20 protein-coding genes are annotated in these 20983 nt (G+C 64.2%); 13 read left to right on the top strand and 7 right to left on the bottom strand.

From position 1 onward, the window contains the following. Window positions 1-6 precede the first annotated feature (6 nt). Complete coding sequence (locus ABDW57_RS02080) at window positions 7-585, top strand: TetR/AcrR family transcriptional regulator (RefSeq protein WP_343728548.1); 579 nt, start codon at window positions 7-9, stop codon at window positions 583-585. 91 nt (window positions 586-676) lie between these two features. Continuing rightward, window positions 677-1402, top strand: a complete 726-nt coding sequence (locus ABDW57_RS02085; protein ID WP_343728549.1) for an SDR family oxidoreductase — start codon at window positions 677-679, stop codon at window positions 1400-1402. A 95-nt stretch (window positions 1403-1497) separates the two neighbouring features. Here ABDW57_RS02085 and msbA read toward each other — a convergent pair whose 3' ends face one another. Next, a complete protein-coding gene (gene msbA, locus ABDW57_RS02090; protein WP_343728550.1) occupies window positions 1498-3339 on the bottom strand; it encodes a lipid A export permease/ATP-binding protein MsbA in 1842 nt (613 codons plus the stop codon). A 126-nt stretch (window positions 3340-3465) separates the two neighbouring features. Between msbA and ABDW57_RS02095 the strand changes: the two genes are divergently transcribed. From ABDW57_RS02095 to ABDW57_RS02135, 9 genes are all read left to right on the top strand, one after another. Beyond that, window positions 3466-5127: an amidohydrolase gene (locus ABDW57_RS02095; RefSeq protein ID WP_343728551.1), complete on the top strand. Its 1662-nt coding sequence runs from the start codon at window positions 3466-3468 to the stop codon at window positions 5125-5127. Between the two features lie 82 nt (window positions 5128-5209). After that, a complete protein-coding gene (hutU, locus tag ABDW57_RS02100; protein WP_343728552.1) occupies window positions 5210-6913 on the top strand; it encodes a urocanate hydratase in 1704 nt (567 codons plus the stop codon). Then, window positions 6910-8460 carry a histidine ammonia-lyase gene (gene hutH, locus ABDW57_RS02105; protein WP_343728553.1) on the top strand — a complete coding sequence of 517 codons (1551 nt, stop codon included), beginning with the start codon at window positions 6910-6912 and terminating at the stop codon, window positions 8458-8460. Before hutU ends, hutH begins: the two co-directional genes overlap by 4 nt. Before the next feature lie 11 nt (window positions 8461-8471). Further along, window positions 8472-9257: an N-formylglutamate deformylase gene (gene hutG, locus ABDW57_RS02110; RefSeq protein ID WP_343728554.1), complete on the top strand. Its 786-nt coding sequence runs from the start codon at window positions 8472-8474 to the stop codon at window positions 9255-9257. Then, entirely contained in the window at window positions 9254-10618 is a 1365-nt protein-coding gene (locus tag ABDW57_RS02115) for a formimidoylglutamate deiminase (RefSeq protein ID WP_343728555.1), read from the top strand. The genes hutG and ABDW57_RS02115 overlap by 4 nt, the downstream gene beginning before the upstream one ends. Continuing rightward, a complete protein-coding gene (locus tag ABDW57_RS02120) occupies window positions 10615-11190 on the top strand; it encodes a HutD family protein (RefSeq protein WP_343728556.1) in 576 nt (191 codons plus the stop codon). The genes ABDW57_RS02115 and ABDW57_RS02120 overlap by 4 nt, the downstream gene beginning before the upstream one ends. A 12-nt stretch (window positions 11191-11202) precedes the next feature. Beyond that, on the top strand, window positions 11203-12411 hold the full coding sequence (gene hutI, locus ABDW57_RS02125) for an imidazolonepropionase (protein WP_343728557.1): 1209 nt from the start codon (window positions 11203-11205) through the stop codon (window positions 12409-12411). A gap of 67 nt (window positions 12412-12478) precedes the next feature. Further along, window positions 12479-15139, top strand: coding sequence for a zinc-dependent metalloprotease (locus ABDW57_RS02130; RefSeq protein WP_343728558.1), 2661 nt, complete (start codon window positions 12479-12481; stop codon window positions 15137-15139). 38 nt (window positions 15140-15177) lie between these two features. Then, window positions 15178-16776 (top strand): glycine betaine ABC transporter substrate-binding protein, encoded by a 1599-nt coding sequence (locus ABDW57_RS02135; protein ID WP_343729102.1) that lies wholly within the window; start codon window positions 15178-15180, stop codon window positions 16774-16776. A gap of 121 nt (window positions 16777-16897) precedes the next feature. Here the strand turns inward: ABDW57_RS02135 and ABDW57_RS02140 are convergent, their stop codons facing one another. Together ABDW57_RS02140 and ABDW57_RS02145 are read right to left on the bottom strand one after the other, a co-directional pair. Next, window positions 16898-17389, bottom strand: coding sequence for a GNAT family N-acetyltransferase (locus ABDW57_RS02140; RefSeq protein WP_176645652.1), 492 nt, complete (start codon window positions 17387-17389; stop codon window positions 16898-16900). Beyond that, a complete protein-coding gene (locus ABDW57_RS02145) occupies window positions 17389-18297 on the bottom strand; it encodes an EamA family transporter (protein WP_343728559.1) in 909 nt (302 codons plus the stop codon). The genes ABDW57_RS02140 and ABDW57_RS02145 overlap by 1 nt, the downstream gene beginning before the upstream one ends. Window positions 18298-18459: 162 nt before the next feature. On the opposite strand from ABDW57_RS02145, the gene ABDW57_RS02150 reads away from it, so the two are divergent. After that, entirely contained in the window at window positions 18460-18597 is a 138-nt protein-coding gene (locus ABDW57_RS02150) for a hypothetical protein (protein ID WP_343728560.1), read from the top strand. Here the strand turns inward: ABDW57_RS02150 and ABDW57_RS02155 are convergent. Next, window positions 18594-19031: an Mpo1-like protein gene (locus ABDW57_RS02155; RefSeq protein WP_343728561.1), complete on the bottom strand. Its 438-nt coding sequence runs from the start codon at window positions 19029-19031 to the stop codon at window positions 18594-18596. The genes ABDW57_RS02150 and ABDW57_RS02155 overlap by 4 nt on opposite strands. A gap of 56 nt (window positions 19032-19087) precedes the next feature. On the opposite strand from ABDW57_RS02155, the gene ABDW57_RS02160 reads away from it, so the two are divergent. Further along, window positions 19088-19585: a DNA-deoxyinosine glycosylase gene (locus tag ABDW57_RS02160; RefSeq protein ID WP_343728562.1), complete on the top strand. Its 498-nt coding sequence runs from the start codon at window positions 19088-19090 to the stop codon at window positions 19583-19585. A 19-nt stretch (window positions 19586-19604) separates the two neighbouring features. On the opposite strand, the gene ABDW57_RS02165 is transcribed toward ABDW57_RS02160, so the two are convergent. The 3 genes from ABDW57_RS02165 to ABDW57_RS02175 all read right to left on the bottom strand — a co-directional run bounded on the left by ABDW57_RS02165 (window position 19605) and on the right by ABDW57_RS02175 (window position 20981). Further along, window positions 19605-19895 (bottom strand): type II toxin-antitoxin system RelE/ParE family toxin, encoded by a 291-nt coding sequence (locus tag ABDW57_RS02165; RefSeq protein WP_343728563.1) that lies wholly within the window; start codon window positions 19893-19895, stop codon window positions 19605-19607. Beyond that, a complete protein-coding gene (locus ABDW57_RS02170) occupies window positions 19883-20167 on the bottom strand; it encodes a CopG family transcriptional regulator (protein ID WP_343728564.1) in 285 nt (94 codons plus the stop codon). Before ABDW57_RS02170 ends, ABDW57_RS02165 begins: the two co-directional genes overlap by 13 nt. A gap of 133 nt (window positions 20168-20300) precedes the next feature. Next, entirely contained in the window at window positions 20301-20981 is a 681-nt protein-coding gene (locus tag ABDW57_RS02175) for a GNAT family N-acetyltransferase (protein ID WP_343728565.1), read from the bottom strand. Window positions 20982-20983 lie beyond the last annotated feature (2 nt).

The raw sequence follows: 20983 nt of genomic DNA on the forward strand, positions 1-20983 counted from the left end.
AAATCTGTGGCACGGCAAAGAGAGTTCGACCGCGACGAAGCATTGAACAAGGCACTGGAAGTCTTCTGGCAGAAAGGCTACGCGGCCACCTCCACCACCGACCTGCTGGAGGCCATGCAGATCGGCCGCCAAAGCCTGTACGACACTTTTGGCGACAAGCGCTCGCTCTACCTCGAAGCGCTGCAGCGCTACAACCAGGCCAGCGTCAATGACCTGCTGCGCCACCTGAAAGGCGGCAGCCCGCTGGCCGCCATCGACAATATGCTGCAAGCCTTCGCCTGTCGCCCCAGGCGCGACAACGCCAGGGGCTGCATGGGCGTCAACGCCATTTCCGAATTCGGTACCGCCGACGAGGACGTCAACGCGCTGCGCGACGCCAGCGCCAGGCTGCTCAACCACGCGGTGGAAGCGCAACTGCGCGGCGCCGCAGCAGCCGGCGAAATCGCGGCCGACACCGACATCGCACACGCAACCGCCTTCGTGGCCGCCACGCTGTCCGGCATGAAAGTCAGCGCCAAGGCCGGCGCCTCCATCGCTACCCTGCGCGCCATCGCCAGCTTCGCCGTGCAAGGCCTGCGCGGATAATCATCACAAAACGTTTACTTGACCGTTCGATCCAGAAATTCTAACATGGCCTTGGTTTTTGACTAATTGATCCAAAACGAAAGGAAATATCATGAAAGTAGCTCTGGTAACAGGCGGCGCGCGCGGCATCGGCGCGGCCATCGTCAAACGTCTGGCGCAGGATGGCGCGGCTGTGGCCTTCACCTATGTATCATCGCCTGACAAGGCAAACGACCTGGCCGCCACCATCATCGCCAGCGGCGGCAGGGCGCTGGCCATCCGCGCCGACAGCGCCGACGCCGCAGCCGTGCAGGCGGCGGTGACGCAAACGGTGGCGCACTTCGGCCAGCTGGATATCCTGGTCACCAACGCCGGCATCCTGAATCTGGCGCCGATTGAAGAGTATGCGCTGGAAGACTTTGACCGCATGGTGGCCACCAACGTGCGCGGCACCTTCGTCGCCATGCAGGCGGCGGCCAGGGTGATGAAGGAGGGCGGCCGTATTGTGACCATCGGCAGCATCGCCGGCTTGCGCGTGGCCTTCCCGACGTCCAGCGTGTATTCGATGACCAAGGGCGCGGTGGCGGCACTGGTGCGCGGCGCGGCGATCGACCTGGCGCCACGCGGCATCACTGTCAACAACGTCCAGCCGGGACCGACCGAAACCGACATGAATCCGGGCGACGGCCCGCATGCGGCAACGCTGCAAACCATGATCCCGGCACGCCGTTTCGGCAAGCCGGAGGAAGTGGCGGGGATGGTGGCGTATCTGGTGGGCGCTGAAGCAGGCTTCGTTACCGGCGCCAGCTTTACCGTGGACGGCGGCTATACCGCCTGACGTGTCATTCCGGCGCAGGCCGGAATCCATGCAACGCGTGTGTCAGAGATAGCGCGCGCGTTCCACGCGTTCCGACCTGCGCCGGAGCGACGGGATTACGTCTGAACGTTTTTTTGCGTTTGGTACAAGCGGGCGTAGATGCCGTTCTGCGCCAGCAGCGCGTCGTGCGTGCCCGATTCGGCAATGCGGCCGTGATCGAGCACCACGATGCGGTCCGCTTTCTCGATGGTCGACAGGCGGTGGGCGATGACCACCGTGGTGCGGCCTTTCATCAGCACTTCCAGCGCCTGCTGCACCAGGCGCTCCGATTCCGTGTCCAGCGCACTGGTGGCTTCGTCCAGAATCAGGATCGGCGCGTTCTTGTATAGCGCGCGTGCAATCGCCAGGCGCTGGCGCTGGCCGCCTGACAGGCGCAAACCATTTTCACCGACCGGCGCGTGGTAGCCTTCCGGCTGGCGCACGATGAATTCATGCGCATGCGCGGCCCTGGCCGCCGCCTCAATCCGTTCCATCGACGGCGCCGGATCGCCGTAGGCGATATTGGCCGCCAGCGTATCGTTGAACAGCACCACATCCTGCGATACCAGCGCGATCTGCTGGCGCAGCGAGGCCATGGTGTAGTCGCGCAGGTCGACGCCATCCAGCTCGATGCTGCCGCCGCTGACGTCGTAGAAGCGCGGCAGCAGGCCGGCCAGCGTGGTCTTGCCGCTGCCCGAGCTGCCCACCAGCGCGACCGTCTCGCCGGCGGCGATATCGAGCGACACATGATCCAGCGCCGGACGCGCATCCGGGTCCAGCGGCGTACCGTCAGCGCCGCGATAGTGGAAGCTGACGTCCCGCACCGACAGGCGGCCCTCGGCGCGGGCGATGGTTTTGGTGCCCTGGTCCGCTTCCGACTCCAGGTCGATCAGGCCAAAAACGGAGCTGGCCGCCGCCAGGCCGCGCTGCATAGGTTCGTTAATCTTGGTCAGGTTCTTGATCGGCGACTGCATCGCCATCAGCGCGGTCAGGAAGGCGACAAAGCCGCCGGCCGACAGCGCGCCAGCCTGGGCGCGGATCAGCGCGAAATAAATCACCGACGACAGCGTGATGCCGATCAGCAGCATGATCAGGCCGGAGTTGAAGGCCGAGGTGGCGGCGTGCTTGACCGCCAGTTGGCGGTTCAGCTTGACCACCTGGGCAAAGCGGTTTTGCTCGTACTGCTGGCCGCCGAAAATCTTCACCACGCGCTGGCCGCTGATGCTCTCGTCCAGCACATTGGTCAGGTCGCCCATGGCGGCCTGGGCGCTGTTGCTGAGCGCGCGCATGCGGCGGCCGGCGAAGACCACCACGGTCGCCACCAGCGGCAGCAGGAACAGGCAGAACACCGCCAGCTGCCAGTCCACCACGAACAGCGTGATCAGGTAGCCGGTGGTGGCCACCGAGTCGCGCACCGCGACGTTGACCACGGTCAGGCCGGCTTGCGCCACCTGGGCGGCATCGAATGCCACGCGCGACAGTGTGGTGCCGGTCGACGACTGGTCGAAATAGCGGTTCGGCAGCCGCATGATGCGGGAAAACATGGCTTCGCGCAGGTTGGCCTGGACCCGGCTGTTGAGCCACGCCGCGCCGTATTCGCCGGCAAAGCTGGACACCATGCGCAGCAGGGCCAGCGCGAAGATCACGGCCGGGATGGTCCACAGCGCGGCCTTGGACGGATCGCGCGGCAGCAGATCGCCCAGCGCCTGCTTCATGGCTGCCATCATGCCGGTGGACGGGGTCTTGATCACGCCCAGCGTGTTGGCCGGCGTCAGCGCATCGACCACGTTTTGCAGTTGGCCCAGCAGCAGCACGTCGGTGGCGGCGGCCACGCCGACCGCCAGCAGCGTGGCGAACATGATTCCGCTGTACGGCAGGAATTCCTTGATGAGGCGAAGGTAGAGTTGGCGGCTGGACACTGGCTATTCACGCTAAAGAATACGGGAAGCCAGCATTGTACCCGTCCCGCCACTGGCCCCGCCCAGTTGTGCACGGTTCGGTTGACCAAAACGCAAACTTCGCTACACTCTGAATCTTGCTGCTGAATGGAGATTTCGATGCGCACCACCCTTTTAATCGCTGCCGCCCTGGCTTTGCCGGCCCATGCCGACACCATCATCGACCGCGCCAATGGCTACACCCTGAACGCCGCCGGCCAGCTACAGCGTTTCACCTCGCTGGCTTTCGATGACCTGGGCCGCATCGTGGCGGTGGGCAGCGAGGCTGAAACGGCGGCCGCGCTGCCGAAGGCGGAGCACATCGATGTGCAGGGCAAAACCGTGCTGCCAGGCCTGATCGACGCCCATGGCCACGTGTTTGAACTGGGCGAAATCGCGTCCGGCGTGGAGCTGTACAGCCCAGGCTCGCTGAACGCGGCAGTGCGGGCGGTGGCCGATTTCGCCCGCTCGCACCCGAAGAAGGCCTGGATTATCGGCTTTGGCTGGAATCAGGAGATCTGGAAGCTGGGCCGTTTCCCGACCGCCGCCGAGCTGGATGCGGTGGTCAACGACCGTCCGGTGCTGCTGCACCGCGTGGACGGCCACGCGGTCTGGGTGAATACCAAGGCGCTGGAAATGGCCGGCATCGACCGGAATACGCGTGATCCGGCCGGCGGCAAGATCGAGCGCGACGCCAGCGGCAAGCCGACCGGGGTGCTGGTCGATGCGGCCATGGAGCTGGTCAACAAGGTGGTGCCGCTGCCGACGCCGGCCGAGGCGCGCGCCACGCTGGACGTGGCCCTGAGCCAGTTGGCCAAGGTCGGCCTGACCAGCGTGCACGATGCCGGCATCAAGGTGGTGCAGGACGATATCTACCGCGACTACGCCGACCACGGCAAGCTGACCACCCGCGTCTACGCCATGATCGGGGACACGGCCGGCGATTTTGATGAATTGTCCAAGGATGGCCCGCTCAAGTCCTACGCCAATGACGTGTATGCCCTGGCGGCGGTCAAGCTGTATTCGGACGGTGCGCTGGGCAGCCGCGGCGCGGCCTTGCTGGCGCCTTACACCGACATGCCATCCACCAAAGGGCTGCTGTTCTACCCGGACGCCGAGATGCGGGCCAAGATGAACAAGGCCATGAAGGCCGGCTACCAGGTCAATATCCACGCGATAGGCGACGCCGGCAACCGCCAGATCCTGGACGCCTACGCGCAGCTGATCCCGCAGTACAAGAACGTCGCGCTGCGCCATCGCGTGGAGCATGCGCAGGTGGTGGCGCTGGAAGATATCCCGCGCTTCAAGCAGCTCGGCCTCATCCCGTCCATGCAGCCGACCCACGCCACCTCGGACCAGAATATGGCCGAGCAGCGCGTGGGCCATGAGCGCATCAAGGGCGCGTATGCGTGGCGCAGCTTCCTCGATCAGGGCTCGAAGATCGCCTGCGGCTCGGACTTCCCGATCGAGTCGCCAAACCCGTTCGAAGGGCTGCACGCGGCGGTCACGCGCCAGAACAATGCCGGCGTGCCGGCGGGCGGCTGGTACAAGAACCAGGCCATGACGCTGAACGAGGCATTCCGCTGCTTCACGCTGGACGCGGCCTATGCGGCGCATCAGGAAAACGTGATCGGTTCGCTGGAGCCGGGCAAGTGGGCCGACTTTATCGTGGTCGACCGCGACATCTTCAAAATCGCGCCGGAACAGCTGGGTAAAACCACCGTGCTGCAGACCTGGATGGGCGGAAAGCGGGTCTATAGCAGGAAATAAGCCGATAGAAAAAACCTGTTGACTTGGTTGTATATACAACTTATGCTGCGAGGATATTCACAACCTCGCGGCAGGAGCCCCTATGACCATCCAATTAGACAGCGATCCACGTTACGACGCCAGCCGCGAGATCCGCGCGCCGCGCGGTCCTGAGCGCACCTGCAAGAGCTGGGGGGCGGAGGCGGCTTACCGCATGATCCAGAATAATCTGGACCAGGAAGTGGCGGAAAATCCGAAGCATCTGGTGGTCTACGGCGGCATTGGCCGCGCGGCCCGCAACTGGGAGTGCTATGACCAGATCCTGGCATCGCTGCGCGAGCTGGAAGACAATCAGACCTTGCTGATCCAGTCGGGCAAACCGGTGGGCGTGTTCCAGACCCACGAGGATGCGCCGCGCGTGCTGATCGCCAATTCCAATCTGGTGCCGAAGTGGGCCAACTGGGAGCATTTCAATGAACTGGACCGCAAGGGCTTGTTCATGTACGGCCAGATGACGGCCGGTTCGTGGATTTATATCGGCACGCAGGGCATCGTGCAGGGCACGTTTGAGACCTTTGCGGAAGCGGGTCGCCAGCATTTCGGCGGCGACCTGAAAGGCCGCTGGGTGCTGACCGCAGGCCTGGGCGGCATGGGCGGCGCGCAGCCGCTGGCCGCGACCATGGCCGGCGCGGTGTCGCTGACCATCGAGTGCCAGCAGAGCAGCATCGATTTCCGCCTGCGCACCCGTTACCTCGACAAGCAGGCCGGGTCCGTCGATGAGGCGCTGGAGATGATCAAGCAGCACAAGGCCAACGGCGATGCGATTTCGATCGGCCTGCTGGGCAATGCGGCCGATGTGCTGCCGGAGCTGGTGCGCCGCGCCAAGGCCGGCGGCATCGTGCCGGACGTGGTGACTGACCAGACTTCGGCGCATGACCTGATCAACGGCTACCTGCCGCAGGGCTGGACCGTCGAGCAATGGAAGGCGGCGCAGCAGGATGCGGCGCGCCATCCGGAATTGAAGGCCGCGGCCACCGCATCGTGCGCGGTGCACGTGCAGGCGATGCTGGACTTCCAGACGCTGGGCGCCAGGGTGGTCGACTATGGCAATAACATCCGCCAGGTGGCGTTCGACCATGGCGTGAAGAATGCGTTTGATTTCCCTGGCTTTGTGCCGGCTTACATCCGCCCGCAGTTCTGTGAGGGCCGCGGCCCGTTCCGCTGGGTGGCGCTGTCCGGCGATCCGGAAGATATCTACAAGACCGACGCCAAGATCAAGGAGCTGTTCCCGCATCACGCGCAGGTGCACCGCTGGCTGGACATGGCGCGCGAGCGCATCGCCTTCCAGGGCTTGCCGGCGCGTATCTGCTGGCTGGGTCTGGGCGAGCGTCACATCGCCGGCCTGGCGTTCAATGAGATGGTGCGCAACGGTGAACTGAAAGCGCCGATCGTGATTGGCCGCGACCATCTGGACACTGGCTCGGTGGCCAGCCCGAATCGCGAGACCGAGGCAATGAAGGACGGCACCGATGCGGTGTCCGACTGGCCGTTGCTGAACGCACTGCTGAACACCGCCGGCGGCGCGACCTGGGTGTCGCTGCACCATGGCGGCGGCGTCGGCATGGGCTATTCGCAGCACTCGGGCGTGGTGATCGTGGCCGATGGCACCGATGCCGCCGCCAAGCGCCTGGCGCGCGTGCTGGTCAACGACAGCGGCTCCGGCGTGATGCGTCACGCCGATGCGGGCTATGAAACTGCGGTCGCCTGCGCCAAGCGCAATGGCCTGAACTTACCAATGATTAAATGAGTGTGAATATGAGTCTGATTCTGAAACCCGGCGCCATGACGCTGTCCGAACTGCGCAGCGTGTGGGGCGCCGCCGCGCCGCTGTCGCTGGCGCCGGAAGCCTATCCTGTGATTGAAGCCTCGGCCGCCGCTGTGCAGGCGATCGTCGCCAAAGGCGATGCTGCCTACGGCATCAACACCGGCTTCGGCCTGCTGGCCAAGACCCGCATCCCGGACGACAAGCTGGAACAGCTGCAGCGCAACCTGATCCTGTCGCACTCGGTGGGTACGGGGGAGCTGATGTCGGATGCGGTGTGCCGCCTGATCATGCTGATGAAGATCGGCAGCCTGGCGCGCGGCTACTCGGGCGTGCGTCCGCTGATCATCAATACGCTGATCGCGATCTACAACGCCGGCATCATGCCGGCGATTCCGGCCAAGGGCTCGGTCGGCGCGTCGGGCGATCTGGCGCCGCTGTCGCATATGACGCTGGCGATCATGGGCGTGGGCCAGGTACGTGTGAACGGCGAGCTGCAGGACGCCGCCGCCGCGCTGAAAGCCGCCGGCATCGCGCCGGTGGTGCTGGCCGCGAAGGAAGGCCTGGCGCTGATCAACGGCACCCAGGTGTCGACCGCGCTGGCGCTGCATGGCCTGTTCATGGCCGAGCGTCTGCTGGAAGCGGGCATGGTGGCCGGCGCGTTGTCGCTGGATGCGGCCAAGGGTTCGGACTCGCCGTTCGACGCGCGCGTGCATGAGGTGCGTGGCCAGCCAGGGCAGATCGCGGCGGCGTCGATTTATCGTCAGCTGGTGTCCGACAGCGCGATCCGCGCTTCGCACCTGGTGGGCGATGAGCGCGTGCAGGACCCGTACTGCCTGCGCTGCCAGCCGCAAGTCATGGGCGCCTGCTGGGACATCATCAACAACGCCGCGCGCACGCTGCTGATCGAAGCGAACGCGGTGACCGACAATCCGCTGCTGTTCAAGGATGGCGAACTGTCGGTGGTGGTCTCGGGCGGCAACTTCCACGCCGAGCCGGTGGCGTTTGCCGCTGATACGCTGGCGCTGGCGATCGCCGAAATCGGCTCGATTTCCGAGCGCCGCATTTCGCTGCTGATCGACGCCACCTTGTCCGGCCTGCCGCCGTTCCTGGTGCGTGATCCGGGCGTGAACTCGGGCTTCATGATTGCGCACGTTACCGCTGCCGCGCTGGCGTCCGAGAACAAGTCGATTGCGCATCCGGGCAGCGTGGACACGATTCCGACTTCGGCCAATCAGGAAGACCACGTCAGCATGGCGACCTACGCGGCGCGCCGCCTGGAAGATATGGCGCAGAATACGGCGGCGATCGTTGGCATCGAGCTGCTGGCGGCGGCGCAGGGGATTGATTTCCATCGTCCGCTGACGACGTCGCCGCATCTGGAGCATGTGCATGAGCAATTGCGCCAGAAGGTGCCGTTCTATGAGGTGGACCGCTTCTTCGCGCCGGATATCGAGGCGGCCAAGGGCATGGTGCTGCGCGGCGAGTTGAGCGCATCGTGCAAAGAGCTGTTCACGGCGCTGCATCCGTAAGGAGGTCGGGCATGGACTATCAGTTCAAAGCAGGCAGCATTCCCTTGCTGGTGTCCATGCCGCACGTGGGCACCGATATTCCCGGCGATGTGCTGGCGGCGATGACGCCGGCCGCTGTCGACAAGCAGGATACGGACTGGCATCTGGTGCGGTTGTACGCGTTTTTGAGCGAGATGGGCGCGTCGGTGTTGTCGGCGCGCTGGTCGCGCTATGTGATCGATTTAAACCGGCCGCCGGAGAATACCAATCTGTATCCGGGACAGGATACGACGGGTTTGTGCCCGGTCGATACCTTTCATCGTGAGCCGCTGTACTTGCCAGGCCGTGCGCCGGACGAGGCGGAGGTGCGGCGGCGCTTGCGGACCTACTGGCAGCCGTATCACGATCAACTGCGTGCCGAGCTGGATCGTTTGCTGGCGCTGCATGGCCGCGTGGTGCTGTGGGATGCGCATTCGATCGCCTCGCATGTGCCGCGCTTCTTCGAGGGCAAACTGCCGGATCTGAACTTTGGCACGGCGAACGGCACGAGCTGCGCGCCGGACCTGACCGGCACCGTGGTGGCGCGCGCGGAGGGCAGCGGCTATACCATCGCCGTCAATGGCCGGTTTAAAGGTGGGCATATCACGCGCTTTTACGGCGAGCCGGCAAAGGGCGTCCACGCGATTCAGCTGGAGATGTGCCAGTCGACGTACATGGATGAAGAGGCGCCGTATGGCTATCGCGAGGATCTGGCGTCGCGCGTGCAGCAGCCGCTGCGCGCGATGATGCAGGCCGCCGCCGACTGGGTGCGCGCATGAGCAAGCTGTTTGCACGTCACGCGCTGCTGCCCGACGGCTGGGCTCAGGATGTGCTGATCGAGTGGGACGCCGGCGGCAGCATCGTGGCCATTGGTACCGGCGCGGCCGGGGCGGCCGGTGTGAAGCGCGTTGAGTACGCGCTGCCGGGCATGATCAACCTGCATTCGCACAGCTTCCAGCGCGCGCTGGGCGGCAGGACCGAGAAGGCCGGCGACAGCAAGGACAGCTTCTGGACCTGGCGCGAGCTGATGTACCGCTTCGCGCGCAACATCACGCCGCAGCATATCGAAGCCATCGCCGCGCAGTTGTTCAGCGAATGCCTGCGCCATGGCTATACCTCGATGTGCGAATTCCACTACGTGCAGCGCGCGCCGGATGGCGGCATGTATGGGCGGCCGGCGGAAACAGCCGAGCGTGTCATTGCCGCCGCACGTTTGAGCGGAATCGGCGTGACCATGCTGCCGGTGTTGTATAGTTATTCCGGCTTTGGCGAAATGGCGTTGAAGCCAGAGCAACAGCGGTTCCGCACCGATGCGCAGGATGTGTTGCGCATCGTGGAAGCGCTGGAGCCGCTGCGCGATGCGCAGACCGAAGTCGGCGTGGCGCCGCATTCGCTGCGCGCGGCCACGGTCGGGCAGATACAGGAGGTGCTGGGAACGCTGCCGAAGGCGCGTCCGGTGCATATCCATATTGCCGAGCAGATGGCGGAAGTGCAGCAATCGCTGAGCTGGAGCGGGCGCCGCCCGGTGCAGTGGCTGCTGGAACAGCTGGAGGTGGATCAGCGCTGGTGCCTGATTCATGCCACCCATCTGACCGACGATGAAGTGAGCGCGATGGCCCGCAGCGGCGCGGTGGCGGGCCTGTGCCCGACGACGGAAGCGAATCTGGGCGATGGCCTGTTCCCGCTGGAGCGCTTTCTGTCGCAGGGCGGCGTGTTCGGCATCGGCAGCGACAGCCATGTGTCGCAAAGCGCGGTGGAGGAGCTGCGCTGGCTGGAATATGGACAGCGCCTGCAGCATCAGCGCCGCAATATCGCGGTCTCGGACGCGCAGCGCAATGTCGGTGACTTTTTGTGGCAGGGCGCGCTGCGCGGCGGCGCGCAAGCGGCGGGACGGCCGGTCGGCGCATTGGCGCCCGGCCTGCGCGCGGACATCGTGGTGCTGGATGACGCGCATCCGAATATGTTTGGGTTGGCGCTGGACGAGGTACTCGGCAGCCTGGTCTTCAGCGGCAACGACAATCTGGTCAAGGACGTCATGGTCGGCGGCCAGTGGGTAGTGCGCAATCAGCAGCACGTGGCGCAGCAGGCGATCGCTGCGCGCTTCAAGCAGACCTTGGCCGAACTGAGGGAGTTCCGATGACCCAGCTAATCCAGTATGCAAACCTGCGCTCGGCGCCGTGGAAGAACGGCGGCGGCAGCACCACGGAAATCGCCATCTCGCCGGCCGGCGCGCATCTTGATGATTTCGAGTGGCGCGTCAGCCTGGCGACCATTGCGCAGGACGGCCCGTTCTCTGCCTTTCCCGGCATCGACCGCTCGCTGGCGCTGGTGGATGGCGACGGCGTGCTGCTGGATTTTGGCGATGAGCGTTTTGTGCTCAGTCCCAGCGAGCCGCTGATCGAATTCGCCGGCGAAGATGCGGTGCATGCCACCGTCACCGGCCAGCACACCACCGATTTCAATGTCATGACGCGGCGCGGCGTGTGCCGTCATCGTCTGGAGCTGCGCACGGTGCGCGGCAAGGAAGCGCTCAAGCGCCGCGCCGGCACCACCATCCTGTTCCTGGCCGACGGCGAGAGCCTGACGCTGAGCAGCGCGCGCGAACGCATCGCCATGGTGCGCTACGATACGGTGGTGATGGAAGCCGACGACGACTGGACCATGGAAGCGCAACAGGCCACCGTGCTGGTGGCCGATATCATCCGCAATTAAAGAAAGCGAAGTATGTGGGACGTGTTGTTTACGAATGTGCATCTGGCCACCATGGCCGGAGGCTATGGCGAGATCCGCGACGCCGCCATCGCAGTGAAAGACGGCCGCATTGCGTGGCTGGGGCCACAGGCCGGGATGCCTGCCATGCAGGCGGTAACGGTGCACGACGGCGGCGGCAGCTGGCTGACGCCGGGCCTGATCGACTGCCACACCCACATCGTCCACGCCGGCAATCGCAGCGATGAATTCGAGGCGCGTCTGAACGGCGCCACGTACGAAGATATCGCGCGCGCCGGCGGCGGCATCATGTCCACCGTACGCGCCACGCGCGCGGCGTCGGAAGAGGAGTTGCTGCGTCAAAGCCTGCCGCGCGTTTTATCGTTGCTGGCGGAAGGCGTGACCACCATTGAAATCAAATCCGGCTACGGGCTGACGCTGGAATCGGAAGCCGCCATGCTGCGGGCGGCGCGCCGCATCGGACGCGAGCTGCCGGTACGCGTGGCGGCCACCTTCCTTGGCGCGCATGCGCTGCCGCCGGAATTCGCCGGCCGCGCGGACGACTACGTCGATGAGGTCTGCAAGATGATCGCACCGCTGGCCGCCGAAGGGCTGGTGGATGCGGTGGATGCGTTCTGCGAACGCATCGGTTTTTCGCATGAACAGACGGAACGCGTGTTCAAGGCGGCGCAGGCGGCTGGCCTGCCGGTCAAGCTGCACGCGGAACAGCTTTCCGATCAGCGCGGCGCGGCACTGACGGCGCGCTACAAGGGCTTGTCGGCAGATCATCTGGAGCATCTGAGCGCGGACGGTATCGCGGCGATGGCCGCTGCCGGCACGGTGGCGGTGCTGCTGCCCGGTGCTTACTACTTCCTGCGCGATACCACGCCGCCGCCGGTGGCCGCGCTGCGCGCAGCCGGCGTAAAGATGGCAGTGGCCACCGACTGCAATCCGGGCACCTCGCCGCTGACGTCCCTGCTGCTGGCGATGAATATGGCCTGCACCCTTTGGCGACTGACGCCGCAGGAAGCGCTGGCCGGCTGCACGCTGCATGCGGCCCGTGCGCTCGGCCTGCACGACGAAATCGGCAGCCTGGAGGTGGGCAAGCGCGCCGATTTCGCGCTGTGGCGCATCGCGCGGCCGGCCGACCTGTCTTACGCCATCGGCCTGAATCCGTGCCGTGGCGTCGTCAACGCAGGCAAATTGCGCTCCCCGGCCATGTAAAAATCCGCTCCTTGTGTTGTGCTTTCGGTTACATTATCCGGATGCCACACAACGAAGCAGGATATCCATGTTTGTCTTGAACTCCGTGCGCGCCGCCGTGCTGGCGGCGCTGAGCGCCCACGTCCTGGCGCAAGAACCGGTGCCGACGCCGCCCGTCCCGCATGCGCCGGAGGCGCCGGCCGCTGCGCCAACGACGCCGCAGCCGGCTGCGGCCAGCCCCACGCCAGTCGCCGCCGCACCAGTTGCGGCGCCGCGGCCTTTTGTCGACATCGTGCGCGGCGCCTCGCATTTGCCCGGTTTTCTAAGTCTGTACCAGAAAGAGGAAAAGGTCTGGATCGAGCTGCGTCCCGACCAGTTCGACCGTCCGCTGTTTATGTCAGTGAATATGCCGAACGGGATCGGCGAGCGCGGGATCTACGGCAGTCAGATGGGCCTGAGCCAGGTGGTGGTGTTCCACCGCGTGGGGAACATCGTGCAAATCATCGCCAAGAATACGGACTTCGGCGCCAAGGGCGGCACGCCGCAGGCGCTGGCGGTGCAGCAGGCGTTCTCGGACAGCCTGCTGGCGATTGCACCGGTGGCCAGCAGCCCGCATCCGCAGTCGAAGTCGAAGTCGATTCTGGTGGAAGCTAACGTGCTGCTGTTTGGCGATATTCCGTCTATGACCACGCGGCTGGAAGCAGCGTTCCGCATGACGTATGCCATGGATGCGCGCAACAGCAGCTTCCTTACCATCCGCTCGGATGAGAACATGACCGGTTTCCAGGTTAATGCCCATTACTTCACGCCGCGCATTCCTGCGCCGCCAGCGGTGATGCCACCCATCCCGGCGGCGATACCGAATCCGCCATCGACGCTGCCGGACCCGCGCAGCATGTTCCTCGGCTTTTACTACAGCTTCATGCCGCTGCCGGCGCAGGCCATGCACGGCCGCCGCGCGGATGACCGTATCGGCCATTTCGTCAGCACCAGCCAGGATTATTCGGACGACGTGACGCCGACGACGGCGGTGCATCTGGTGGAGCGCTGGCGTCTTGAGAAGCAGGACCCGGCCGCTGAATTGTCGGAGCCGAAGCAGCCCATCGTCTACTGGATCGACGCCAATGTGCCGGAGAAGTATCGCGAGTCGGTGCGGCAGGGCGTACTGGCCTGGAACGCGGCGTTTGAGCGCATCGGCTTCAAGGATGCGATCGTGGTCAGGCAGCAGACGGCTGCCGATAAATTCGACACCATGGATGCGCGTCACGCGTCGATCCGCTGGTTTGTCGGCAGCGATGTGGGCTTTGCCATCGGCCCTAGCCAGGTCGATCCGCGCAGCGGCGAGATTCTGGATGCCGACATCGGCATGTCGGACGTGTTTGCGCGCGGCGCGCGGCGCATGGTGGGCGAGGACAGCATGCCGCTGCCGCCGCCGCCATCGTCCGAGGCGCGCTGCGATTATATGCAGGAGTCGGCGCAGGAGATGGGCTTTGCCATGGATGTGCTGGAGGCACGCGGCCTGCTCGATATGAGCGGGCCGGAGGCGGATGCGGTGGCGCAGGCTTATGTGAAGTCGGTCATCATGCATGAAGTGGGGCACACGCTGGGCCTGCGCCACAATTTCCGCGCATCGACCATCTATTCGCTGCAGCAGTTGCAGGACCCGGAGTTCACCAGAAAGAACAGCCTGACCGGTTCGGTAATGGATTACACGCCGTTCAATCTGTCGCTGAAAGGCGAGAAGCAGGGCGAGTATGTGGCGTCCGCGCTGGGGCCTTACGATTACTGGGCGATCGAGTATGCCTACAAGCCGATCGAGCCGGCGCAGGAGAAAGAGGAATTGGCAAAGATCGCCTCGCGTTCAAATGAGCCGCAACTGGCGTTCGGCACCGATCAGGATGCGAACGGCTTCAATCTCGATCCGGACGTGAATGTGTATGACCTGGGCAGCGATCCGCTGGCGTACTTCCAGCGCCGCCTGACGATTTCGCGCGAGCTGTGGGACCGGGTGCAGAACCGCACGCTCAAGCCGGGCGAAAGCTACGAGGTGCTGCGCCGCAGTTTCGATTACGGCTTCCAGCAGTTTGTGCGCACGTTGCCGGTGGTGGTGAAGTATGTGGGCGGTGTGACGTATCTGCGCGACCATGCGGGCACGGGGCGGGCGACGTTTACGCCGGTGCCTTTGCCGCGTCAGCGGGCGGCGCTGCGCATGCTGACCGACAGCTTGTTCAAGGCGGACAGCTTCCAGTTTTCGCCGGCGACGATCAGCCGTCTGGGGCCGGACCATTTCGCCTCGCGCGGGCGGCCGGATGTGTCGGTGGGCGGGCGCGTGCTGTCGTTGCAGGCGGCAGCGCTGGATCAGTTGATGTCGGATGGCGTGGCGATCCGCTTGCTGGACTCGCAGGAAAAGCTGGAGGACCGCAAGCAGGCTTTGAGTCTGGCCGAGCTGTATTCGACAGTGCAGAACGCGGTGTGGAGCGAGCTTAAGTCGGGCAAGGATATCAACGGCATGCGGCGCAATCTGCAGCGCGAGCATCTGAAGCGGCTGGTGGCGGCGCTGTTGCGCGTGTCGGTGAATACGCCGGCCGACGTGCGCAGTCTGCAGCGTGAGAATGCCCTGGAATTGCAGCGCGAGCTGCGCAATGCGATGGCGAAGCCGATCAGCCGCGAGGCCAGGGCGCATCTGTCGGAGACGGCCGAGACGCTGGGGCAGGCGCTGAAGGCGTCGATGCTGCGGGCGGGTGCTTGATGATGGCAGTGCGACGATGGCTGGCCGGCGTGCTGCTGATGTGCGCCGGCGCGGCGGTAGCGGCCGATACACTGCATATCGGGTCAAAGCGGTTTCCGGAATCTTACATACTGGGCGAGATGCTGGCGCAGGTGGCGGCGCCGCATGCGCAGGTCGAGCATCTGCAGGGGCTGGGCAATACGGCGATCGTGCTGGCTGCTTTGCAGGCGGGACGGATCGATGTCTATCCGGAGTATCTCGGCACGATTGATCTGGAGATCCTGAAGCATAAGCAGCCGTCCTCGATGGCGCAGATGCGCAAGGAGCTGGCGGCCATGGGGCTGGGGGTGGCGGTGCCGCTCGGCTTCAACAATACTTATGCGCTGGCGATGCGCGGCGGGCCGGATGCGCCGCACAAGTTGAGCGAGCTGGCTTCGCGCGGGCAGTTGCGCTTTGGCTTGTCGCACGAGTTTATCGGGCGCGCGGATGGCTGGCAGGGGCTGGCGGCGCGCTATGGCCTGACGCAGCGGCCGCAAGGGCTGGATCATGGTCTGGCCTATGAGGCGTTGAAGTCGCGGCAGGTGGATGTCATTGATATCTATTCGACCGAGGCGCGCATCGGGCCATATGGCTTGCGGGTGCTGGAGGATGATCGCGGCTACTTCCCGCGCTACGATGCGGTGCTGTTGTACCGGCTGGAGGCGGCGCAGCGTTTTCCAGCGGCGTGGAAGGCCATCAGCCAGCTGGAAGGGCGCATCAGCGAGGCGGATATGATTGCGATGAATGCCGCCGCGGAAATCGACGGCAAGAGCTTCGCGCGCGTGGCCAGCGACTGGCTGGCGGCGCATCCTGTGCATTCAGAGCCGGCCACGGCCGCTGCCGGCGCGCCGCTGACCGGGGCCGCAGTCGGTGCCGCGCTGCCCGGCCCGGCGCCGGCTGCCGGGGCACCGCAGTCCGCGACCGGGGCCGCGTCACCGCCGCTTGCCGCCGGCGGCGCGGGCGCTGCTGCGGGACGTGGGCTGATGGCGAAAGTCTTCGACGAAAATCTGTGGCGTCTGACGCAGCAGCATCTGACGCTGGTCCTGCTGGCGGTGGGTTTTGCCTGCGTGATCGGCGTCCCGCTTGGCATTCTGGCCGCCGCCCTGCCGCGCTTGCGGCAACTGGTGCTGGGCCTGACCGGGATGCTGCAGACCGTGCCGTCGCTGGCGCTGCTGGCGCTGTTGATCCCGTTGCTGGGCAGCATCGGCACCGCGCCGGCGCTGGTGGCGCTGGTGGTGTACGCATTGCTGCCCATCGTGCGCAACACCTGCACCGGCCTGCTGCAAGTGCGCAAGGGCCTGAAGCTGGCGGCGCAAGCCCTCGGCCTGCGGCCGCTGCAACGGTTGCTGCATATTGATCTGCCGCTGGCGCTGCCGGTGATACTGGCCGGCGTGAAAACCGCCGCCGTGATGAGCGTGGGCACCGCCACCATCGCCGCCTTCATCGGCGCCGGCGGCTACGGCGAGCGCATCACCATCGGTCTGGCCCTCAACGATAACGACATGCTGCTTGCCGGTGCTATCCCTGCGGCAATCCTGGCATTGCTGACACAGGGCCTGTTCGAACTGCTGGAGCGTACAGTCGCTAACAGGTATCACCTTTATGTAAAGTCGCCGTAATGATTTGTAAGGTCTGCGGCGCGGACCGGCGCGGAGGGATATAGTGAACCCGTTGATTCAATCTCCCTCCCACTGACAACGGGTTCTGCCCATCCGGCACTTGCTGCCGGATGGGATTTTTTTATGCCTGCGACGACAGCTGCGCCAGCGCCTCGCCGGTGACGCGGCAGATGCGCCAGTCCGGCATCACCGTCGCGCCCATGCCTTCGTAGAATTTGATGGCGTTGGCGTTCCAGTCCAGCACCGACCACTCGAAGCGGCCGCAATCGCGCTCCACCGCCAGCTGCGCCAGCGCCACCAGCATCTGCTTGCCGTAGCCCTTGCCGCGATGCGCCTGCTGCACGTACAGGTCTTCCAGGTACAAGCCTTTCTTGCACAAGAAGGTGGAGAAGTTGTGGAAGAACAGGGCAAAGGTGACCACCTCGCCGCCGGTTTCTCCGACCAGCGCCTCGCATACCGGCTTGTCGCAGAACAGGCTGTCGTGCAGGGCGGCTTCGTTGGCGACCACCATGTGCTCCAGCTTTTCAAACACGGCCAGCTCGAAAATCATGCCAAAGATGGCGGGGATGTCGGCCGGCGTGGCCGGGCGGATGGTCAGTTCGGAAGTACTCATCAGGTTTTTGCAGTAGTAGAAGAATTCGGTTTCAACACCCAGGCCACGCTGGACAGGCATAACGCCATGCCCAGCCATTCCAGCGCACCGGGACGGTAGTGCTCCAGCTGGATCGACAGCAGCACGGAAATCACCGGCGTCACCACGCCAATGTACACCGCTTTGTCGGAACCGATGCGGTGAATCAGGGTGAAGTAGGCGGCAAACGCGATCACCGAGCCCAGCAGCGACAGGTAGAGCAGGCCGCCCAGGTATTTGACGGTGGACGGCATGACGAACGATTGGCCGCTGAGCACCACCCACAGCGCCACCAGCAGGCTGCCCCACAACATGGACCAGGCCATGGTCAGCAGCACGTTGTCGGATTGCTCGCGCACCTTGATCACCAGCACGTTGCCGACCGAGCTGGCGATGGTGGCGCACAGCGCCAGCACCAGGCCCAGCAGGAAGTGGCCGTTGCCGCCGGTCGATATCTCATTCCAGGCGTCATGGATGGAGTGATAGAACAGCAAGGTCACGCCGGTGATGGCGACGCCGCCAGCGGCCCAGGTGCGGGTGCTGAGCGCGGTGCCGAAGGTGAGGCGGTTCAGGATCGGGTTCCAGAACACCATTAGCGCAAACAACACGGCCACCAGCCCGGACACCAGGTATTGCTCGGAAGTGTAGGTGCAGATGTAGCTGGCGGCAAAAGTGGCGCTGCCTTGCAGGATCAGCCAGCGTTGCGCGCGCCACGGCAGCAGCAGTCTGTGGCCGCGGACGGCGCACCAGGCAAACAGCACGGCCGAGGCCAGCGCGAAGCGGTACACCACCGACACGGCCGGCGGCACTTCACCAAGTTGCAGGGTTATGGCAAAAAACGTCGAGCCCCAGATCAGGCAGGCGATGATGAATAGCAATGGAGAAGACATCAAACCAGTATAGCTGGCCGCGCCGTATCTTGCCTAGCAGCCAGTTTTTGTTGCGACGCAACAGATTGATGTTTAAGTTGTAACGGAAGTGTAAATTCAGCGGTGCTGGCCGAAAGACCAAGTATAGTGAAATCACACATCTTTTTATTTCGGGAGAGCGCCATGAATACCGCGCTGCAAATCAAAGTCGTCACGCTGTTGGGCTATGTGGCCCTGAGCACCGCGCTGGTGCTGCTGCTGGCCGACAATGAGATGCAGGGCGCGGCGCAGGCGCTGTTCGCCCATTCCTGGTTCCGTTAATAGGCCCAGTGCAGGCGGCGGTACAGGAAGCCCAGCACGAACAGCGGCCCGATCAGCAGGAAGCGCAGGTCGTCAAAGAAGGACGGTTTCTTGCCTTCGATCTTGTGGCCGATGAACTGGCCGATCCAGGCCAGCACGAAAATCGCGATCGACAGCGGCAGCACCGTGGCCGGCGGCAGCGCGGCCAGGATGGACAGCATCACGGCTGCCATCAGCAGCATTCCCAGCGCAAACGGTTTGGACAGCTTGAAGTAGTACCACATCGCGCCCGCCGTGAACGCCAGCGCCACCAGCGGGTGCAGCGCCCACAGCATGCCCAGCAAGGTGAACACGATGACCGGCACGCAGACGAAGTGGATCACTTCGTTGGTGGGATTGAGATGGCTTTCGCTGTACTTGGCCAGCAGGGTGTCGATGGTGCGGGTTTCCGGCATGGTGGTCTCCTGGGTGTTCTTGTTGTGGTCTGATTCTACACCTGTAGAATACGCCCATGACTGAGGATTTGCGCAAGCGTTGTTTCGACCCGGTGGTGGATGAATACACCCGGTTACTGGTGCTGGGCAGTTTGCCCGGTGAGAAATCGCTGGCCATTCAGCAATATTATGGCAATCCCCAGAACAAGTTCTGGGAGCTGGTCGGGGCCGTCCTCAATATTGACCTGAGATCGCTGAACTACGACACACGCCTTGCTGCGCTGCTGGCGCATGGCATTGGTCTTTGGGACGTAGTAGCCGAAGCACACCGTCCTGGCAGTTTGGACAGCCGCATCCGGGACCGTAACGACAACGATCTGCTCACATTACTTGCCAGCCTGCCTCATCTGACGACAATCGCTTTTAATGGTGGGACTGCGGCCCGGCTAGGTCTGAAGGTGCTGGGCCAATATGCGGCGCGTTATCGTGTGGTTCAATTGCCATCAAGCAGTCCAGCCTATACTGTTCCCTACGCCGAAAAAGCACGGCGATGGCAGGAGCTATGCGGTTATTGACGGGCGGTTCCGGTATTGCTTAACCATGAAACCCTGCTTCCCGCTGGTGTCGGATAGCGAGCACCAGAATCGCGTCGTATTGCGTTTCGTAAGTGTAGAGGGCGACATAGCCCGTTCGTCCTTGGGAAATCACAAGTTCACGTAGACCGGACTCGACTTGTCGTCCAATCAATGGATGACGGGCGAGCATGGTGACAGCTTCATCGATAAGGTCCAGCGCTTCCAACTGATTCAAACCGTTTGCTGAAAGAAAGTCGCTGATCCGTTCAAGGTCGGAAAGCGCTTGATTTGAATAGCTTATTCTCGCCATGGTTTGGTTACTGGCTTGACTGTCTGCTTATTGGCAATCCGCTGCCGCAGATAGGCGCGAGCGTCGTTCGCCTCGTAGCCTTGTCCGCTTTGCAGCATCTCTGCGCGCGCGCTCTGTGCTTGCGCGACGAATTGTGAGCGCAGTTCAACGTCATCAGCAGCCTGTCGGATCGCATCGACCATGAAAGCATGGGTGCTGATCCCTAATTCCTGAGCAGCAGAAGCTGCCCGCTGCTTGAGTTCATCAGGCAATTTGAGCGAAGTGGTCGACATGGTAGATAGAAGTACGTGAAGGTGCTACTAGGGTAACACCTTTTCGGCCGTGGCTTCAAGCGGCACACGGGCGATGTCCATCTCAAATGGTACGCTTGCGCGGATCAGGCTTTGGGCTTGAGTTCTGCGTGTGCTAGTCCTTCACCACGACCCGCACCGTGGATTCCAGGTAGTCCTTGAAGCCCATGGCCAGGTAGAGCTGGTGGGCCGGATTGTTGCGCATGACGTGCAGGAAGGAGCGCTCGCTGCGGGCGGCGTGGCGCAGCAGCAGTTTGCCGATCAGCTTGCGCGCCAGTCCGCGGCCCTGATGGGCGGGATGAACGCAGACGCCGCTGATTTCGCACAGCCCCGGCGCGCGCAGGCGTTCGCCGGCCATGGCCACCAGCTGGCCCTGTTCAACATAGCCGAAATAGTCGCCCAGCTCGATGGTGCGGATGCCGAATGGTCCCGGTTTGCACAGGCTGGCCAGGGTCAGCGCCTGCGCTGCGTGCGCGGCGGCCAGCGGCACGGCGTCCGGCGCCGGATCGGCCGCTGGCAGGGCGCCATCCCATACCATGCGGAACATGGTGCTTTCCGCGTCGATGCGCCAGCCGGCCGGCGCGGCGCCAGTCCAGCTGTCGCAGTAGAAGTGCTCACCGCTGGCGCACCACGGCGCCAGCGCGTCAAAGTCGGCCTGGGCCGGATCGGCAAAGGCGATGATGGGCGAGAAGCCCTGGGTGTAGCGGCGCGCCCGTTCGGTGCCGTCCGACCACTGGCGGTGGGCGCCGTTCAGCGCCTGCCAGAAGATGTGGTCGAGCACGGGATCGCGCTGCATGC

The organism is Duganella sp. (assembly GCF_039595735.1).
GTDB lineage: Bacteria > Pseudomonadota > Gammaproteobacteria > Burkholderiales > Burkholderiaceae_D > Rugamonas.

Excerpts from the sequence above, each read along its gene's own strand:
- ABDW57_RS02170 (WP_343728564.1), bottom strand. The coding sequence starts at position 20,167 with ATGTCGACCACTTCGCTCAAATTGCCTGATGAACTCAAGCAGCGGGCA.
- hutU (WP_343728552.1), top strand. The coding sequence starts at position 5,210 with ATGACCATCCAATTAGACAGCGATCCACGTTACGACGCCAGCCGCGAG.
- ABDW57_RS02160 (WP_343728562.1), top strand. The coding sequence starts at position 19,088 with ATGACTGAGGATTTGCGCAAGCGTTGTTTCGACCCGGTGGTGGATGAA.
- ABDW57_RS02095 (WP_343728551.1), top strand. The coding sequence starts at position 3,466 with ATGGAGATTTCGATGCGCACCACCCTTTTAATCGCTGCCGCCCTGGCT.
- hutH (WP_343728553.1), top strand. The coding sequence starts at position 6,910 with ATGAGTGTGAATATGAGTCTGATTCTGAAACCCGGCGCCATGACGCTG.
- ABDW57_RS02130 (WP_343728558.1), top strand. The coding sequence starts at position 12,479 with ATGTTTGTCTTGAACTCCGTGCGCGCCGCCGTGCTGGCGGCGCTGAGC.
- hutI (WP_343728557.1), top strand. The coding sequence starts at position 11,203 with ATGTGGGACGTGTTGTTTACGAATGTGCATCTGGCCACCATGGCCGGA.
- ABDW57_RS02155 (WP_343728561.1), bottom strand. The coding sequence starts at position 19,031 with ATGCCGGAAACCCGCACCATCGACACCCTGCTGGCCAAGTACAGCGAA.
- ABDW57_RS02115 (WP_343728555.1), top strand. The coding sequence starts at position 9,254 with ATGAGCAAGCTGTTTGCACGTCACGCGCTGCTGCCCGACGGCTGGGCT.
- hutG (WP_343728554.1), top strand. The coding sequence starts at position 8,472 with ATGGACTATCAGTTCAAAGCAGGCAGCATTCCCTTGCTGGTGTCCATG.
- ABDW57_RS02135 (WP_343729102.1), top strand. The coding sequence starts at position 15,178 with ATGTGCGCCGGCGCGGCGGTAGCGGCCGATACACTGCATATCGGGTCA.
- ABDW57_RS02150 (WP_343728560.1), top strand. The coding sequence starts at position 18,460 with ATGAATACCGCGCTGCAAATCAAAGTCGTCACGCTGTTGGGCTATGTG.
- ABDW57_RS02085 (WP_343728549.1), top strand. The coding sequence starts at position 677 with ATGAAAGTAGCTCTGGTAACAGGCGGCGCGCGCGGCATCGGCGCGGCC.
- ABDW57_RS02120 (WP_343728556.1), top strand. The coding sequence starts at position 10,615 with ATGACCCAGCTAATCCAGTATGCAAACCTGCGCTCGGCGCCGTGGAAG.
- ABDW57_RS02145 (WP_343728559.1), bottom strand. The coding sequence starts at position 18,297 with ATGTCTTCTCCATTGCTATTCATCATCGCCTGCCTGATCTGGGGCTCG.
- ABDW57_RS02140 (WP_176645652.1), bottom strand. The coding sequence starts at position 17,389 with ATGAGTACTTCCGAACTGACCATCCGCCCGGCCACGCCGGCCGACATC.
- ABDW57_RS02175 (WP_343728565.1), bottom strand. The coding sequence starts at position 20,981 with ATGCAGCGCGATCCCGTGCTCGACCACATCTTCTGGCAGGCGCTGAAC.
- ABDW57_RS02165 (WP_343728563.1), bottom strand. The coding sequence starts at position 19,895 with ATGGCGAGAATAAGCTATTCAAATCAAGCGCTTTCCGACCTTGAACGG.